The organism is Sinomicrobium endophyticum (genome assembly GCF_052983315.1).
In genome coordinates, this window is record NZ_JBRKIS010000002.1 from 108,920 (window position 1) to 127,777 (window position 18,858).

Consider the following 18,858-nt stretch of genomic DNA (forward strand, 5'->3'; position numbering starts at 1 on the left):
GGTTTTTATTGCGTTTCTTCTAAAGAAAAGGCATTGAAATTTTCTGCATGGAAATATTATACCTTCTTTACAAATTTTGTCAATATAACGATTTGTTGCCCTTCTACTTTGCCTTCTATTTGGTCGGGGTTGTCATGTACAAGGGAAATTCGCCGGACGGCAGTACCTCTTTTTGCTGTCAGGGACGAGCCTTTTACATTGAGGTCCTTAATAAGTACTACGGTATCTCCGGCTTCGAGGACAGTACCGTTGCTATCTACGTGTTTCAGGGTATTTTCTTCGTTGGCTTCATTTGTAGCCCCGGCCCATTTCAAAGTTTCGTCGTCCAGGTACATCATATCCAGCAGATCCTGGGGCCAGCCTTCGGTTTTTAACCTGTTGAGCATACGCCATGCCATAACCTGGACTGCCGGGACGGTACTCCACATGCTGTCGTTCAGGCACCGCCAGTGATTGGGATCAACGGTTTCGGGATTTTCTATCTGTTGCAGGCAGGTATCGCTTATCAGTATGTGCGCTTCCGCTCCTTCCGAAGGGGAGCCAGGTACCTGGTAGACTTTCAGATTTTCCGTAACTCCGCTTAACTCGCATACAGAGCCACTTCTCTTACGTAGTTGTTCTTCTATATTCATTGTTCTTTTTTTTCAGAGCAAATATAGAAGAATTAAAGTTTCGGATAAGGAAAGTCCCGACTTTATAGGAACTAACAGATATTTCTGTTTTGGGGGATTTCCGGAAAGAAAACAGGTATGGGTCAAAACCATTTTCTGGTAAACAGCTTAACCAGAGTTTTGGGAGACAGGGTTACGATAAAACGTATTTTTTCATTGTACTGGGGTTGTCCGATTTCCCATCCGTTATTGGAGTATAGGGGAAAGTATAATTCGAAATAATCGGTTACCAGATTCAGCCGGACGCCGGAGTCATAAACAAAGCGTTCCGGCTCCAGTTTACTTTTTACCCAGCCTACATCCCCATAGAGTTCTACCCATTTCCAGACGTTGAAACTGGCATTGGCCGTTACCATCCAGTTATTGGCGTAGGGGTCTTTGAATTTGGATTTGAATCCTCCTTCGGCAATGATGATCTGCTGGCTCAGTATCCCGGAGGTTTCCGATCTTCCCAGGTAGCCGAAATCAAACAGGTAATCTGTAGGACGGTCCAGGGCAAAGCTGAAATAATCGGAACTGGTATCGTTGTAGATGAATTTTCCCGCAAACAGGCGGAGGTTGAGCTGCCTGTTGTTCTGGTAGAGTTTCCGGTATTCCAGGTCAATGGATAATTTGGAGAAATTATTGGCCAGTTGAAAGTCGGTAAACCAGGAAAAATAATTGATTATACCGTTATTGGAATACGAATACCTGGTGTTGAAAACACTGTAATCGGGATTGGTATTATCCGGGTCTATGGTTTCATCTTTCTCCCGGATAACATTGACGAAACGAAAGGTAAGGGATTCTCTTTTATTCGACCGGAAATCATCGGTACGGAAACCGAGACTTACTGCCGGGGTTATGGTGCTGTATCTGAGATTCGGAGCGTAGTGATAACTGGATCCGCTTACGGAAAAAGTGCTTAAATACAGGTTGTCCTGGTCCATATAATTCCGGTAGGCGAAGAGCCCGGAACCAACGAGGGATTTTCCTTTGGTGGCCAGAGAAGGCACTATGTCGTATAAAAACGGCTGTGTTGTAATGGTCTTGTTGTGCAGGCGCATTCCCAGTACAACACCGTCATAATAGTTGTATGAGGCGGTGGGAACAAAGAATACCTGGTTGTAGTAAGGGTTTTCCGCATCTTTAAAGAATTGCAGCTTTATCCGCCGGTTTTGCGAGAAAAAACCATTCAGGGACTTCCAGTTGTCCCGCTGATTGAATTCCGGGATTATCTTGTCGTAATTCAGCACCAGTCTTTTTTCCTGGTTATACGGAATGCGAAAGGTTTTTTCCCCGGTGATATTTTCAAACCAGTATTTGGAAAGAATACTGTCATTACGTACTCCGAACAGGGAAATAGGAACGTTCGTCCGTCGTTTGTTTTTTATAGTCACGTAGATGGAATCTTCTGTCTTTTTTACCTTTTTTATGGTAAAGTCTATTTTGTGCCTGGTGCTTACATATTCATCAAAAAACCAGTCTATCTCTTTGGGTACGTCTTTTTTGAGTGCTTGTTCAAAATCGAGGGCATTGACATATCGGAGGGAGTTGTCCCGGTAGAAACCTTTTATCTTTTCGGGAATACTGCTATCTTCCAGATAGTTTTCCAGGTAAACAAGTCCCAGCCCGGCTTTGTATTTTCCTGCTATTTTTTCGTTGAATTTAATAAGTTCGTCTTTTGGGGTGGCAAGAGACTGGTCAAGGTTTCTGCTGGCCATAAGCATAAACAGAAGCGGGTATTGGTCGTTAAAACTTTTCTGTGCGATGTGAAAACTTCTTACCAGCCATAAATCGGAAAGCTTACCCATCAGTTTCATGTCCGGATAAAACTCCTCTACATACTTTATCATCAGGTAGGTTTGTATGGCATCGGTAATCCAGCGATCTTTTCTGGTGTCCAGGAACAGGGTGTTTTCCAGGTAATTGTTGAGGGTGGTTTTCAGTAGCTTCAGTTCATACTGGAACTCTTCCGGGAACGGCCGGAGGAAAGAGGGGAGCTGGTTGAGTCCGTAAAGCGGACTTTTCCTGTATTCGGTTTCGGTGGCCAGGAGTTTAGAATGCGGGTATGTCCCCAGGTGTTCGTATATATAATGTATAACCCTGTCCGCAGCTATTTTTCTTATTTCCGGGCCAATCTCCTTAAAGGCAATATTGGTGGTCAGAGAGAGTTGTGTATTGGTATAGGTTTGGAAAGAATTTTGCTTTTCCAGGTATAGTTTTACGTCATTTCTTTCATTACCGGTGAGTACAACCTGTTGCAAATCTCCTACTTTTTTGGTTTCGGTGACATCCAGGTCGGTATTCAGGACATAGTTTTCAGGGTAATTGAAAACCACTTTATAATCCGTTTTGTCCGTATAGAGATCATCCAGGTTCTTATTGCTGTATAAAACCCAGTCGTCATTATAGACGGCAGGCGTAATGTACCAGTACCGCAGGGTAAAATTTCCATTTTCTTCAAAGCCGTACCGGGTAAACTCCGCCGAAGGAATCTTAACGGAATAGGAGAGTTTCAGCAGCAGGTCTTTACCGGGATAGACGGGGAAATTAAGCTGGACTTTAATAATGTCTTTGGATTTCATCCGTTCCCATTGGATGGGGGTGAAGTTTTTGTCTACAATGGAGATCACCTTGGTGTTTCCGCGTACCCTGCTTTTGGCCAGGTGAAGACCTTTGTCGAATTCCTCCCCGAACCTTTTGGCCAATGCCGTGTTTTTTCCGGAATAGGCATTGTTCCAGTCCGTTAGGTAAATGGTGTTAAGGGTGTCCTGGGAGCGGTTTCGGAAAACAATTTCCTGTTGTATGTTAATGGTTTTGCTTTCCGGCAGAAACCTTGCTACAATGGTCTGGCTGTTTTGCGCCCGGAGACTTTGTAGCGTTGTTGCCAGTAGAAACAGAAAGAAAAAGCCGCAGGGCCGGGCAAAATATCGCAAAGGTATGTACCGGACACACCTTGTTCCCGGATATTTAATGTTTTTATTAGGTTGCGGCATATCGGTCTTAAAAATTTGGACTGAGGTTGGATTCTTTATAAAAGGAGTCCAGGATTTCCAGCACTTCGTCTTCGGTATCCACAATTTTTACAAGGTCCATATCGGGGGCACTGATGTTTCCGTGTTGTTCCAGGAGAGAGGTGCGAACCCATTCGAAGAGTCCGTTCCAGAACTCGGAACCTACGAGTATAATGGGGAATTTACCGATTTTTTTTGTTTGTATCAGGGTGATGGCTTCAAAAAGTTCGTCCAGCGTGCCGAAACCACCGGGCATAACTACAAATCCCTGGGCGTATTTAACGAACATTACCTTTCGTACGAAGAAGTAATCAAAATGAAGGTTTTTATCGCTGTCTATATACGGGTTGTCGTGTTGTTCGAATGGCAGGTCAATATTCAGGCCTACCGAGGTGCCGCCCGCTAGGTGGGCTCCTTTGTTTCCGGCTTCCATAATACCTGGGCCTCCCCCTGTGATAACGCCGTAACCGTGATTGACTATTTTAAAGGCAACTTTTTGTGCGAGGTCGTAATATTTTTCTCCCGGTTTTGTTCGGGCGGATCCGAAGATGGATACACAGGGGCCTATCTGGCTCATTTTTTCAAATCCGCCGACGAATTCCCCCATGATTTTAAAAATTGCCCAGGAATCATTGGCTTTTATTTCATTCCAACTTTTGTGGTGGTGCTTTTGACTCATATTAAATAATATTCTGTTTTTTTATTCCAATACCGGTTTTCCCGGTATTTATTTTTCAGGCCGTCACTTTGCGACTTGTATTTCGGATTGTAAACATAGATAATTTTACTTTTATCTATAGTATAATGGAATTAAAATTTACCATCCGAAAACGATGTTGTGGGGACAGGAGGTAGTCTGCCGGTTTTTTTTCGGGGTCCCATAACTGTTTGGAGAGGTAGCGGATATCTCCGGAAAAGACAGGGTTTCCGGTCTTTTTCAAAGATTTTTTATTCCAGCTCTTTTTTCAGGAATTTTGCCGTGTAGCTTTTGGGGTGTTTGCTCACTTCTTCGGGAGTTCCGGTGGTTATTACCTCTCCTCCTCCTTTTCCTCCTTCATAACCGATATCGATAAGGTGGTCTGCTATTTTTATCACATCCAGGTTGTGTTCAATGATAAGAACGGTATTTCCCTTGTTTACCAGTCGGTTCAGTACTTCCATCAATACCCTGATATCTTCGAAATGCAAACCTGTTGTAGGCTCGTCCAGGATATAAAAGGTATTTCCGGTGTCTCTTTTGGAAAGTTCGGTAGCCAGTTTAATACGTTGTGCTTCACCTCCGGAAAGTGTGGTGGACTGTTGCCCGAGGGTAATGTAACCGAGGCCCACATCCTGGATGGTCTTTAATTTCCGGTATATCTTGGGGATATTCTCAAAAAACGCAACAGATTCGTTGATGGTCATATTCAGGACATCCGAAATGGATTTTCCTTTGTACCTTATTTCCAGGGTTTCCCGGTTGAACCGTTTGCCCTGGCAGGTTTCACACTCTACATATACATCCGGCAGAAAGTTCATTTCAATAACTTTTACCCCGGCTCCCTGGCAGGTTTCGCATCTTCCGCCTGCAACATTAAAGCTGAAGCGGCCCGGTTTGTACCCTCTGATCATTGCCTCCGGTGTTTTGGCAAACAGGCTGCGTATTTCGCTGAAAACACCGGTATAGGTAGCCGGATTGGATCTAGGGGTCCTTCCTATGGGTGATTGGTTGATGTCTATGACTTTGTCTATGTGCTCCAGCCCTTGAATACTTTTGTATGGCATTGGCTTTTTAACAGCATTGAAAAAATGCGCGTTAAGAATGGGGTACAAGGTTTCGTTGATGAGAGTAGATTTTCCGCTTCCGGATACGCCGGTTACCCCGATCATTTTACCTAGGGGGAATTCCGCATCCACATTTTTGAGGTTGTTCCCGGTACATCCTTTCAGAACAATTGTATTACCGTTGCCCTTTCTCCTTTTTTTCGGAATTTCTATTTTTCGGGAGCCATTCAGATAGTCGGCTGTGAGGGTGTGGTGTTTTTTCACTTCGTCCGGATGCCCTTGTGAAATGATCTCTCCGCCATGTCTTCCTGCCCTCGGACCTATATCGATAACATGGTCAGCCCTTTCAATCATATCTTTATCGTGCTCTACCACAATAACAGAGTTGCCAATATCCCGAAGCGATTCCAGGGAGTTTATAAGCCGTTCATTGTCCCGTTGATGCAATCCTATACTGGGTTCATCGAGTATGTATAGTACACCTACCAGTTGTGAGCCTATTTGTGTGGCCAGACGGATACGTTGGGCTTCCCCACCCGAAAGGGATTTGGAACCACGATGGAGCGTAAGGTAATTAAGTCCCACATCCAGGAGGAATTGTAACCTGGATCGGATCTCTTTTATGACCTCCTCCGCAATTTTAAATTGTTTTTCGGAGAGCTGTCCGGGGAGTTCTTCAAACCATTTCGCGAGGTCGGAAATATCCATGGAAGCAAGTTCCGCTATATTTTTTTCGTTTATTTTGAAATAGAGGGATTCTTTGCGCAGACGCGATCCTTCACATTCCGGGCAAACAACTTTGTCCATGTATTCCTTGGCCCATCGTTTTACAGAAGCCGAAGGGTTTTCCTTGTACTGGTTCTGAATAAAGTTTAAAATACCCTCGAAGTCTATTCTGTAATCGCGTGTGATTCCCAGGGTTTTGGAAACGACAGAGAATTTTTCGTTTCCCCCGTAAAGGATCATGTTTATAGCTTCTTCCGGGATGTCCTTTATCGGGTCGGTAAGCTTAAAGTTAAAACGTTCCGCAATAACTTCCACCTGTTTGAATATCCACGATTTTTTATACTCTCCCAACGGTGCTATCCCCCCGGATTTTATGGTGGTATTGCGGTTGGGGATTATTTTTTTGATATTGATCTCACGCACTGTTCCCAGTCCGCTGCAATGCGGGCACATTCCTTTCGGGGAATTAAAAGAAAAGGTGTTAGGTTCCGGATTGGGATAGGAAATACCTGTGGTAGGGCACATGAGGGTACGGCTGAAATAACGTGTGTTGTCCCCCCCGTGTTCCATGACCATCAGAACATCCTCGCCGTGGTACATAGCCGTATTGATGCTTTCCATAAGGCGCTTATGGAATTCTTCACTGTCATTTACCTGCAGACGGTCTATGACAATTTCTATGTCATGAGTCTTGTACCTGTCAACTTTCATTCCCTTTTCCAGGTCCTTTATTTCCCCGTCTATGCGTACCTTAACAAATCCCTGTTTGGCAATCTGTTCAAAGAGTTCGCGGTAGTGGCCTTTCCTGGATTTGATTACGGGGGCGAGAATGTAGACGCGTTTGCCCGTAAAATCCTGAATGATGAGTTCTTTGATCTGTTCATCGCTGTAACTCACCATCTTTTCGTTGGTGTTGTAGCTGTATGCATCCGATGCCCTGGCATAGAGTAACCGGAGAAAGTCGTATATTTCAGTGATGGTTCCTACCGTAGACCGGGGCGATTTTGAAGTGGTCTTTTGTTCGATGGCAATGACGGGAGACAGTCCGTCTATCTTATCTACGTCCGGACGTTCGAGCCCACCCAGAAACTGCCGGGCATAAGCGGAAAAGGTTTCGATATATCTGCGTTGCCCTTCGGCATAGATGGTATCGAAAGCCAATGAGGATTTTCCGCTTCCGGACAAACCTGTGATAACCACGAGTTTTTCTCTGGGAATTGTAACATCAATATTTTTCAGATTGTGAACTCTGGCACCGAGGACTTCAATGTTCTCTTCGAAATTCGTCATAAGAAATGCTTAAAAACAGCTTTTTGGACAAAGTGACGAAATTACGAATTTTCCGCTTATTAAATGGTGTAAGAGATACCCGGATTTTAAGGTTTAAAAATAAATTTTATAAAACGCTGGTTTTTCAGATTGTCAATATCCTGTCCGAACAGCAATAGTGTATTTTTATCCATCCAATTGGCAAGGGAAGGTCTTATGGCAATTCCTTTTAGATCTTCTCTGGTAGCTGGTATTTTTCTGCGATAAGAACCATCATCTTTTATTCCGGTCGCCATAAATGCCCTGCCGTTTGATGCGAGGAACCCTAGCAGTGACCTAGGTTAGCAGTGTTGCCGTTGTGTAACAGGAATTTTTTTTCATATTTAGGTTGTTTAGGCGATAAGAATAATGAAATTTTAATGTCGTTTTCCTTCTGAAAATGATTTGACAATATGAAAATGAACAAACTGACGGAGTATTCAGGAGCTTTCTGCTTTGGTTTATGTTTTTCGGTTTTTATAAAAGGTTGTAAATGTGTGAGTAATACTGTGATAAAGAATGGTTAATTCCTCTTATATTTGCATCGCAAAAAAAAAAATCAATATCGTATATCAAGATGAAAGCCGGAATAGTAGGATTACCCAATGTAGGAAAGTCAACTTTGTTCAATTGTTTATCCAATGCCAAGGCACAGAGCGCCAATTTTCCGTTCTGTACCATTGAGCCCAATCTGGGAGTGGTGAATGTACCTGATTACAGGCTGGAAAAACTGGAAGAACTGGTGCAGCCTGAGAGGGTTTTGCCTGCAACGGTGGAAATTGTAGATATCGCCGGATTGGTAAAAGGAGCCAGTAAGGGAGAAGGTCTGGGAAACCAGTTTTTGGGAAACATCCGGGAATGTCATGCTATCATTCACGTGCTTCGCTGTTTTGACAATGGGAATATTGTGCATGTGGACGGTAGTATTGATCCGGTGAGGGATAAAGAGACCATCGATATTGAATTGCAGCTTAAAGACCTCGATACCGTAGATAAACGCCTGGAAAAAGTAAACCGTGCAGCAAAAACCGGTGACAAGAACGCGCAAAAGGAACAGGCAGTGCTGCAAAAATTCAAATCCGCCCTGGAAAGCGGTATTTCCGCAAGGGCAGTGGAGGTGAATGAGGAAGAAAAAGAGATCATAAAAGGTTTTCAGTTGCTTACGGCAAAACCGATTCTATACGTGTGTAATGTAGACGAAGCTTCGGCTAAGGAAGGCAATGCTTATGTAGATAAGGTAAAGGAAATGGTGAAGGACGAAAACGCGGAGATCATAGTACTTGCCGTAGCTACGGAAGCAGATATTGCAGAGTTGGAAGATTATGAAGAACGGCAGATGTTCCTCCAGGATATAGGGTTGGAAGAGCCGGGTGTATCCCGGTTGATCCGCGCAGCTTATACACTTCTGGACCTGCAGACTTACTTTACGGCAGGTGTCAAGGAAGTAAGGGCGTGGACCGTTCCCGTCGGCGCTACGGCGCCACAAGCTGCGGGTGTTATTCATACCGATTTCGAAAAAGGATTTATCCGTGCCGAGGTTATAGGTTATAACGATTATGTAGCCCTGGGCAGTGAAGCAAAGGTTAAGGAGGCAGGAAAAATGCGTGTAGAGGGAAAAGAATATGTAGTTCAGGACGGGGATGTTATGCATTTCCGGTTTAACGTATAGACGCGTGCTCGGGTGTTCGAGTATACAGGTTTTATTCATCTGTACCCATGAACACCCGGATACTCATATCCTCACATACCCGACCACTCGCACCCCCACATACTCGTATACCCGCTAATCAACAATATTGCCACTACTGTTGTTGATTAATTTAATTTTTACGTCTTTCATATTTTAGGCGGAGTTGCTATATTAGCATCAGAACCAAACTTCTTAGAAAATGTCGCAAACATCTCAGTATACCGAAGATAATATACGTTCACTGGATTGGAAAGAGCACATACGAATGCGCCCCGGGATGTATATCGGTAAACTGGGGGACGGCTCCAGTGCAGATGACGGTATCTACATCCTTTTGAAAGAGGTAATGGATAACTGTATCGATGAATTTGTGATGGGGGCCGGAAAAACCATCGAAATCAGTATACAGGGCAATAAGGTTACCGTGCGGGATTTTGGTAGGGGAATTCCCCTGGGGAAGGTGGTAGATGTAGTGTCTAAGATGAATACCGGGGGGAAATACGATTCCAGGGCCTTTAAGAAATCGGTGGGGCTTAACGGGGTAGGTACCAAGGCGGTGAATGCGCTTTCTTCCTTTTTCCGGGTAGAGTCTACCAGGGATAACAAATCGAAATCTGCCGAATTTGAAACCGGGAACCTGGTCAATGAAGAAGAACTGTCCGAAACCTCCAGGAGACGGGGTACCAAAGTATCCTTTATCCCGGATGAAGCAATATTTAAAAATTACAAGTTCCGGAATGAGTATATAGAGAGGATGCTCAAAAACTATGTATATCTGAACCCGGGACTCACCATAGTTTTTAACGGAGAAAAATTTTATTCCGAAAACGGTCTTAAAGACCTGCTGGAGGATAATAATAATATGGACGATATGCTGTATCCGATTATCCATCTGAAAGGAGCGGATATAGAGGTGGCTATGACCCATAGTAAAACTCAGTACAGCGAAGAGTACCATTCCTTTGTAAACGGGCAGAATACCACCCAGGGAGGTACACACCTGGCCGCTTTCCGGGAATCCATAGTAAAAACCATCCGGGATTATTACGGAAAGAATTACGATGCGTCGGATATACGAAAATCCATTATCGCGGCCGTTTCCCTGAAAGTTATGGAACCGGTCTTCGAAAGCCAGACCAAAACCAAACTCGGGTCTGCGGATATGGGAGACGGATTGCCTACCGTCAGGACCTATGTCAACGATTTTATAGGTACGCAACTGGATAATTACCTGCACAAAAATCCGGAGACAGCAGAAAAACTGCAACGGAAAATACTACAGGCCGAACGGGAACGAAAAGAACTTTCCGGTATACGGAAGCTTGCGAAGGAGCGTGCCAAAAAAGCCAGTTTACACAATAAAAAACTGCGGGATTGCCGGGTACACCTTATGGATATGAAGAACGAGCGGCGACTGGAATCCACCCTCTTCATAACCGAGGGAGACTCTGCTTCCGGTTCTATAACCAAATCGAGGGATGTAAATACCCAGGCGGTATTCAGTCTCCGCGGTAAGCCGCTTAATTCGTACGGAATGAGCAAAAAAGTGGTGTATGAAAATGAAGAATTCAACCTTTTGCAGTCCGCCCTGAATATCGAAGAATCTTTTGAAGACCTCCGGTATAATAATATAGTTATCGCTACCGATGCCGATGTGGACGGTATGCACATACGCTTGCTTCTGATTACGTTTTTCCTGCAATTCTTTCCGGAACTTATCAAGGAAGGACATTTGTATATTTTGCAAACCCCGTTGTTCCGGGTGAGAAATAAGAAAGAAACCATTTATTGCTATAGCGAAGAAGAGAGGCAGAATGCTATGCGTAAATTGAAAGGAAAACCGGAAATAACAAGGTTTAAGGGGCTCGGGGAGATTTCGCCGGATGAGTTCAAGTATTTTATAGGGGATGATATCCGGCTGGACCCGGTGATGCTGGACAAAGCGATGTCTATAGACAGCCTCCTGGAGTTTTACATGGGTAAGAATACTCCGGACAGGCAGGAGTTTATTATCAATAACCTCAAAGTAGAGCTGGACCTGATCGAGGAAGAATAACGTATATCGCTACAAGTATACCCTGGTGTTTTACAATAAATGTGCCAATTAGCCGGTAAATCAGAAGTGAAATAATGCGACTAATGGACTCATTATCAGGTATAATGACTGGAAAACTAAAATAACAACCACACCGTTTAAAGTTTATAAATCTCTCTTACGTACATGGAGGAAAATAACGAGAATCAAGATCTGAATAACGAAGAAACAAACGCAGATTCCATAACCCGGGTTACCGGGATGTATAAAGACTGGTTTTTGGATTATGCTTCTTATGTGATCCTGGAACGGGCCGTTCCTGCCATAGAAGATGGCTTTAAGCCTGTGCAGCGCCGTATCCTGCATTCCATGAAAGAACTGGATGACGGGCGCTATAACAAGGTGGCTAACATTGTGGGGCATACCATGCAGTATCATCCTCATGGGGATGCAAGTATAGGAGATGCGATGGTCCAGGTAGGGCAAAAAGACCTGCTTATCGATATGCAGGGAAACTGGGGAAATATACTTACCGGAGATGGCGCTGCGGCTTCCAGGTATATAGAGGCCAGGCTCTCTAAGTTTGCCCTGGAAGTAGTGTACAGTCCCAAGATCACGGAATGGCAGCTCAGTTATGACGGAAGAAAAAAAGAACCGGTAAACCTGCCGGTTAAGTTTCCGTTGCTTCTCGCTCAGGGGGCCGAAGGTATTGCAGTGGGGCTTTCCACAAAAATACTTCCGCACAATTTTCTGGAACTGATAGATGCTTCCGTAAAATACCTTAAAGGAAAGTCTTTTACGTTATATCCCGATTTCCCTACTGCGGGTATTATGGATGTGTCCAATTATAACGACGGTAACCGCGGTGGAAAGATACGGGTGAGGGCCAAAATCTCCCAGTTGGATAAAAATACGCTGGTAATTACACAAATTCCTTATGGTTCCAATACATCATCCCTTATAGATTCCATATTAAAAGCGAATGAAAAAGGGAAGATTAAGGTCAAGAAGATAGAGGATAATACGGCTGCCGAAGTTGAAATACTGGTGCATCTGCCTGCCGGTATCTCCCCGGACAAAACCATAGACGCACTTTATGCGTTTACTTCCTGTGAAACTTCCATATCGCCCTTAGGATGTGTTATTGAAGATAATAAGCCTTTGTTTATAGGGGTATCGGAAATGTTGAGAAGGTCTACCGATTTTACCGTGCAACTGCTGAAACAGGAACTGGAAATACAGTTACAGGAGCTCGAAGAACAATGGCATTTTGCGTCTTTGGAACGTATTTTTATTGAGAAGAGGATATACCGCGACATAGAAGAGGAAGAAACCTGGGAAGGGGTAATAGCTGCTATAGACAAAGGATTGCAACCACATGTGAAACACCTCAGGCGTGCCGTTACCGAAGAAGATATCGTAAGGTTAACCGAAATACGGATCAAACGTATATCTAAATTCGATATTGATAAAGCCCAGGAAAAGATCGAAGCGCTGGAAGGAGAGATAGAACAGGTAAAACGTCATCTCGCGAACCTTATAGAGTACGCCATAGATTATTTTGCCAGGCTTAAAAAAGTATACGGTGAAGGCAGGGAGAGGAAGACGGAGATCCGTGTATTTGACGATATAGAGGCTACTAAAGTGGTTATCCGCAATACCAAACTCTATGTAAACCGGGAAGAAGGTTTTGTAGGGACTTCCCTCCGAAAAGACGAATACGTATGCGATTGTAGCGATATAGACGATATTATCGTATTTACCCAGGAAGGTAAAATGGTGGTTACCAAAGTGGAAGCTAAAACCTTTATCGGTAAAAATATCATTCACGTAGCTGTATTTAAGAAAAAAGATAAGCGTACGGTATATAACCTGATCTATAAGGACGGAAAAGGAGGTGCCAGTTATATAAAAAGATTCCATGTTACCGGAATAACAAGAGACAGGGAATACGACCTTGCCCAGGGTAAAAAAGGCTCGGAAATACTTTATTTTTCAGCAAATCCAAACGGAGAAGCGGAAATGATAACCATATTCCTGCGCCAGGCCGGAAGTATCAAAAAGCTGAAATGGGATGTGGATTTCGCCGATATACTTATTAAAGGAAGGCAATCCAAAGGGAATGTAGTCACTAAATATGCCATTAAACGCATAGAACTAAAAGAAAAAGGAGTATCCACGCTCAATCCGAGAAAAATCTGGTTTGACGATACGGTACAACGCCTTAATGTAGATGGCAGGGGAGAGCTTCTCGGCGCGTTTAAGGGCGAAGACAGGTTGCTGGTGATTACACAGTCCGGAATAGTGAAGACCATATCTCCGGACCTTTCCATACATTTCGATCAGAATATGGTGGTCCTGGAAAAATGGAACCCGAAAAAGCCGGTTTCGGCAATTTATTACGACGGGGAAAAGGAAAGGTATTACGTAAAACGCTTCCTGGTAGAAAACGGAAATAAAGAAGAATTGTTTATCACCGAACATCCGAAATCGCAACTGGAGGTCGTGTCTACCGAATGGAGACCTGTTGCAGAAATAGAATTTGTAAAACCAAGAGGAAAGCAGGTCAGGGAGAATCTGACCGTTGATCTGGAAGATTTTATCTCGATAAAAGGGATTAAGGCTCTTGGCAATCAGCTTACTGCCGATAAGGTGAAACAGGTGAACCTTCTCGATCCGTTGCCGTATGAAGAAGTTGAAGAGCCCGCAGTGGAGGAAGCCGAAGCAGAAGATGATGATGCGGCAAAAAAAGATCCCGATAGTATAGAAGCTTCCGGAAAATCGCAGATCAGCCTGGATTTTGAATAAATATCTTCTTCCAGACCCGGAGATTTAAAAATAACAGGATTCGATGTTTAAGATATATAAGGAATTTAAAGAATTTGCTGTTAAGGGGAATATGATAGATATTGCCATCGGGGTTATTATAGGCGCATCTTTTAATAAGGTAACGGATGTTCTGGTCAAGAAAATACTGATGCCTCCAATGTCTTTTCTGGTCTCCGATATGAATTTCAAAGATAAGGAATGGGTCCTTCGCGAAGCCATTATGGGAGAGGGCGGAATTATTATAGCAAATAAGATAGCAATAGGTTATGGAGAACTGGTGGAAGCTCTTCTCGATTTTGTCATTATAGCTTTTTGCATGTTCCTGGTGGTGAAAGGTATGAACCGATTGCGGAACAAAGCACAGAATCCCAAAGATAAAACAGAAAAAACTCCTAAAGATATTGAGTTGTTATCCGGGATCAAAGGCCATATGGAAGAGCAGGTCAGTCTGATGAAAAAGTATATGAAAAAAGAAGATTAAGAGACCTGAAATCACACTACAAGTCAGGATTCTTCCCGCATTTCCGCCCCGGGGGCATTGTTTTTAACAGAATCGATACCGTTTTCCATACCGGCTTCCGAAGCATACATCTGGCTGGTGCCGATGATCTGTCCGTTTCCTGCCTTCAGATTAAAATAAAACTTACCGTTCTTCGCTGTTTTTCTTTCGAACTTGGTTTCGTCCTGGGCGTTTTTCTTTACGGAAGCTATCCCGTTTTCAGCAGCGCTTTTGCTACTGTACGCTTCACTGCTCAGGATTACCTGTCCGTTTTTGGCCTTTAAAGTAAAGTGAAAGCCCCCTTTGGTATTTTTCTTTAATTCAAACATAGAGGTACTGTTTTTTTGGTTGAGTGTAGTAAATATAGTAAAAAAAGAGGAAGATCCGGTGTTAAATTATCTGTTGCCCCCCGATCTGTTTCGTGAATGTACGAAATGAAAAAGCCTGGAAACCCGGATATCGCTTTGGGAGGTAAAGAGGTTTTACAGGCTGTTACTATTGTTTACAAAAGAAGCCGGAAATCATTTCCGGCCTCAGTTTTACGGGATATTACTTTGCGGGTTATTTGAACATATCCATCCCGGGAATGCTCGGCATTCCTTCCTTAGCTACGGAAGCAAGCTCGGCTTCGTTTACTTTTGTCGCCTTTTCTATGGCCTTGTTTAAAGTTAAGATCAGGTAATCTTCCAGCTGTTCGCCATCCTTTAACAAGGAAGGATCTATGTCTACAGCTTTGATCTGCCGGTTTGCAGTGATCGTTATTTTAAGCAAACCATCACTTGAACTCTCGTCTATTAAAACACTGTCTAATCGCTTTTTAGTCTCTTCGATTTTTTTCTGGGTTTCTTTGAGTTTTCCCATTATTCCGGTTAAATCTCCAAACATTATTTCCTGATTTTAAAGAATTGTAAAGGCAAAATTATTAAATTGTACTGCTTTTAGAGCGAAAATATTATAAAATCGTTATGAAAAAAATAAGTGTCTTGCTTATTATTAGTGCTATTTTTGCAACATCTTGTAAAAATGAAAATACTTCCAAAGTGATCAAAAACATTACGCCTCCGATTGCGGAAAAAAAACCAACTCCTTTAAAGAAACACGGTGATATACGGATAGATGATTATTTCTGGATGAACGAAAGAGATAACCCGGAAGTCATAGATTACCTGGAGAGAGAAAATGATTATAACAATAAAATGACTGCCCATACCAAGCAGTTTCAGGAAGATCTCTTCGGGGAAATGAAATCCCGGATAAAAGAAGACGATGAGTCTGTCCCTTATTTCTATAACGGTTACTGGTATATTACCCGTTACGAGACCGGGAAAGATTATCCGGTATATACCCGGAGAAAAGATTCGCTGGAAGGGAAAGAAGAGATCCTCTTTGATTGTAATGAGATGGCCAAAGAATATTCCTACTTCCAGTTGAGAGGAATTAACATTAGCCCGGACAACAAGTTGGCAGCATTTGGTGTGGATACCCTCAGCAGGAGGATATACACCATCCGGGTGAAAAACCTGGAGACCGGGGAAATATCGTCCCTGGAAATTAACAACACAACCGGGGGAAGTACCTGGGGTAATGATAATAAAACGCTTTTCTATACGGTTAAGGACCCCAAAACCCTCAGATCGGAAAAGATATACCGCCATGTTCTCGAAGAGGAAAGAGAGGATGAACTGGTGTATCATGAAAAGGACGATACCTTCAATGCCTTCGTATACAAAACCAAATCCAAAAAATTTATTGTAGTAGGGTCGCACAGTACACTTACTACAGAATACAGTATACTTTCTGCCGATGAACCTTCGGGGGACTTTAAGGTCTTCCAGCCCAGGATACGGGGATTGGAGTACAGTATCTCACACTACAACGATCATTTTTATGTAGTGACCAATGCAGATAGTGCCACTAATTTCAAACTGATGAAGACATCAGAAAACAACACCGGAAAAGAACATTGGGAAGAGGTATTGCCGCACCGGGATGATGTTTTACTGGAGGATATAGATATTTTTAAGGATTTTCTGGTAGTGAGCGAAAGGAACCAGGGATTGAACAAAATACGCATTATGCGTTGGGATGGAGATGAGGATTATTACCTGCCTTTTGACAATGAGACCTACACAGCCTACACCGGTGCCAATATAGAATTTGATACCGATATTCTCCGGTATGGCTATAATTCGCTTACCACACCGCTTTCCACCATAGATTTCAATATGGTGACCCGTGAAAAAGAAGTGAAAAAGGAACAGGAAGTACTGGGAGGTAAGTTTGATAAAGATAACTACGCGTCCGAGAGAATATGGGCAACGGCAAGAGACGGTAAAAAAATTCCGGTTTCCCTGGTGTACCGGAAAGGCATTAAAAAATCCGGAAAAAATCCGTTGTTGCTTTACGGTTACGGATCATATGGTTCTACGATAGACCCGTATTTCTCTACAGTAAGGCTCAGCCTGCTCGATCGTGGCTTTATCTATGCCATTGCACACATAAGAGGAGGGGAGTATCTCGGAAGACCCTGGTATGAAGACGGGAAACTGCTCAAAAAGAAAAATACGTTTACCGATTTTGTGGATTGTTCCAAATACCTGATCGGTGAAAAATATACTTCCCCGCAACATCTTTATGCTATGGGAGGTTCGGCCGGCGGGTTGCTAATGGGGGCCATAGTAAATATGGCACCCGAACTCTATAACGGTGTCGTGGCCTCCGTGCCGTTTGTCGATGTCGTTACTACCATGCTCGACGAGTCTATACCATTGACAACCGGTGAATATGACGAATGGGGAAACCCGAATGACAAAGAATATTACAACTATATAAAATCCTATTCGCCTTATGACAACGTAAAGGCTCAGCCATATCCCAATATGCTGGTAACAACCGGGTATCACGATTCGCAGGTGCAGTACTGGGAGCCTGCAAAGTGGGTGGCCAGGCTCAGGGAATTAAAAACAGATAATAATTTACTTCTTTTTCATACCAATATGGATGCGGGCCACAGTGGTGCCTCGGGGCGTTTTGAGGCACTTCGGGAGGTCGCGGAAGAGTACGCTTTCCTGTTAGATTTGGAGGGAATTAAAGAGTAATAAAAAAAAATAACTAAATTTGCTCGGTTTTTGGTTTTTTAAAAGAACCGACTTTGAAACCAAATATAAGTTATATGGAACAAAAGATTAAGGCTTACGATAACGTATTAGAACTAATCGGAAATACGCCAATTATAAAACTTAATGCCATAACCAATTCCTTCGAAGGAAATTTTTATGCAAAAGTTGAAGCTTTTAATCCCGGCCATTCCACGAAAGACAGAATAGCTCTTCATATCATAGAACAAGCGGAAAAGAGCGGAGTTCTCAAACCGGGAGATACTATCATCGAAACCACCTCGGGAAATACCGGGTTCAGTATTGCTATGGTGAGTATCGTAAAAGGATATGATTGTGTACTTGCCGTGAGCTCCAAATCCTCGAAAGATAAGATAGACATGCTGCGCTCTATGGGCGCCAAGGTATATGTGTGCCCTGCCCATGTAAGTGCCGATGACCCAAGGTCATACTACCAGGTAGCAAGGCGTATGCACGAGGAAATGAAAGGGTCGGTTTATATAAACCAGTATTTCAACGAGCTGAATATCAATGCCCATTATAACACTACGGGCCCCGAAATATGGAAACAGACAGGCGGTGCCATTACTCATCTCATAGCCTGTAGCGGAACCGGGGGGACTATTTCCGGAACTGCCAGATATCTCAAAGAACAAGCCCAAAAGAACGGAACGAAAATAAAGGTCATAGGAGTGGATGCCTATGGTTCCGTACTGAAAAAATACCACGAAACCGGAGAGTTCGATTCCAAGGAAATATATCCGTATCGAATAGAAGGCCTGGGGAAAAACCTTATTCCGACTGCAACCGATTTTGATGTTATCGATAAATTCATCAAGGTAACCGATGAAGAAAGTGCACATACCGCAAGAGAGGTCTCTAAAACAGAAGGACTGTTTGTTGGATATACCAGCGGAGCGGTAATGCAGGCAGTGAAACAGCTTTCCGCAGAAGGAGAATTTGATGCAAACAGCAATGTTATTATGATATTCCCCGATCACGGTTCCAGGTACATGAGTAAAATATACAGTGATGAATGGATGCGGGAGCAAGGGTTTTTTGATAGTAAAAATATTGAAGAGGAGCAGAAAATAGAATATATAAAGTAAGAATTTTCTAAAACATCCGCTAAAATGCGGATGTTTGTTTACAAAATGGACACTAATAGTTCATATCTTCCTGGGAATTTTTGTGAACGAATTCTTAAAATACGTAATTTAGCCC

At 43.2% G+C, this 18,858-nt stretch carries 13 protein-coding genes; 6 read left to right on the top strand and 7 right to left on the bottom strand.

Features of this window, described 5'->3' with window-relative positions; translation table 11 throughout:
- Nucleotides 1-56: 56 nt before the first annotated feature.
- The 5 genes from ACVBDU_RS00715 to ACVBDU_RS00735 form a co-directional block, all read right to left on the bottom strand.
- Nucleotides 57-632 carry a PhnA domain-containing protein gene (locus ACVBDU_RS00715; protein WP_447177862.1) on the bottom strand — a complete coding sequence of 192 codons (576 nt, stop codon included), beginning with the start codon at nucleotides 630-632 and terminating at the stop codon, nucleotides 57-59.
- A 122-nt stretch (nucleotides 633-754) separates the two neighbouring features.
- Nucleotides 755-3,649 carry a gluzincin family metallopeptidase gene (locus tag ACVBDU_RS00720; RefSeq protein WP_447177863.1) on the bottom strand — a complete coding sequence of 965 codons (2,895 nt, stop codon included), beginning with the start codon at nucleotides 3,647-3,649 and terminating at the stop codon, nucleotides 755-757.
- Nucleotides 3,650-3,656: 7 nt separating this feature from the next.
- Complete coding sequence (locus tag ACVBDU_RS00725; RefSeq protein ID WP_447177864.1) at nucleotides 3,657-4,346, bottom strand: LOG family protein; 690 nt, start codon at nucleotides 4,344-4,346, stop codon at nucleotides 3,657-3,659.
- A 269-nt stretch (nucleotides 4,347-4,615) separates the two neighbouring features.
- Nucleotides 4,616-7,447, bottom strand: coding sequence for an excinuclease ABC subunit UvrA (uvrA, locus tag ACVBDU_RS00730; RefSeq protein WP_447177865.1), 2,832 nt, complete (start codon nucleotides 7,445-7,447; stop codon nucleotides 4,616-4,618).
- Nucleotides 7,448-7,533: 86 nt separating this feature from the next.
- Nucleotides 7,534-7,722, bottom strand: a complete 189-nt coding sequence (locus ACVBDU_RS00735; protein ID WP_447177866.1) for a hypothetical protein — start codon at nucleotides 7,720-7,722, stop codon at nucleotides 7,534-7,536.
- Nucleotides 7,723-8,042: 320 nt separating this feature from the next.
- On the opposite strand from ACVBDU_RS00735, the gene ychF reads away from it, so the two are divergent.
- From ychF to mscL, 4 genes are all read left to right on the top strand, one after another.
- On the top strand, nucleotides 8,043-9,134 hold the full coding sequence (gene ychF, locus ACVBDU_RS00740; protein WP_447177867.1) for a redox-regulated ATPase YchF: 1,092 nt from the start codon (nucleotides 8,043-8,045) through the stop codon (nucleotides 9,132-9,134).
- A gap of 220 nt (nucleotides 9,135-9,354) precedes the next feature.
- Complete coding sequence (locus tag ACVBDU_RS00745) at nucleotides 9,355-11,211, top strand: DNA topoisomerase IV subunit B (protein ID WP_447177868.1); 1,857 nt, start codon at nucleotides 9,355-9,357, stop codon at nucleotides 11,209-11,211.
- Nucleotides 11,212-11,376: 165 nt separating this feature from the next.
- Nucleotides 11,377-13,998 carry a DNA gyrase/topoisomerase IV subunit A gene (locus tag ACVBDU_RS00750; RefSeq protein WP_447177869.1) on the top strand — a complete coding sequence of 874 codons (2,622 nt, stop codon included), beginning with the start codon at nucleotides 11,377-11,379 and terminating at the stop codon, nucleotides 13,996-13,998.
- A 43-nt stretch (nucleotides 13,999-14,041) separates the two neighbouring features.
- Entirely contained in the window at nucleotides 14,042-14,500 is a 459-nt protein-coding gene (gene mscL / locus ACVBDU_RS00755) for a large conductance mechanosensitive channel protein MscL (protein ID WP_447177870.1), read from the top strand.
- A gap of 23 nt (nucleotides 14,501-14,523) precedes the next feature.
- Here mscL and ACVBDU_RS00760 read toward each other — a convergent pair whose 3' ends face one another.
- Complete coding sequence (locus tag ACVBDU_RS00760; RefSeq protein ID WP_447177871.1) at nucleotides 14,524-14,847, bottom strand: YegP family protein; 324 nt, start codon at nucleotides 14,845-14,847, stop codon at nucleotides 14,524-14,526.
- A gap of 232 nt (nucleotides 14,848-15,079) precedes the next feature.
- Nucleotides 15,080-15,403 carry a YbaB/EbfC family nucleoid-associated protein gene (locus ACVBDU_RS00765; RefSeq protein ID WP_447177872.1) on the bottom strand — a complete coding sequence of 108 codons (324 nt, stop codon included), beginning with the start codon at nucleotides 15,401-15,403 and terminating at the stop codon, nucleotides 15,080-15,082.
- Nucleotides 15,404-15,483: 80 nt separating this feature from the next.
- Between ACVBDU_RS00765 and ACVBDU_RS00770 the strand changes: the two genes are divergently transcribed.
- Entirely contained in the window at nucleotides 15,484-17,616 is a 2,133-nt protein-coding gene (locus tag ACVBDU_RS00770) for a S9 family peptidase (protein ID WP_447177873.1), read from the top strand.
- 74 nt (nucleotides 17,617-17,690) lie between these two features.
- Nucleotides 17,691-18,743 carry a cysteate synthase gene (capA, locus tag ACVBDU_RS00775; RefSeq protein WP_447177874.1) on the top strand — a complete coding sequence of 351 codons (1,053 nt, stop codon included), beginning with the start codon at nucleotides 17,691-17,693 and terminating at the stop codon, nucleotides 18,741-18,743.
- The last annotated feature ends 115 nt before the right edge of the window (nucleotides 18,744-18,858 follow it).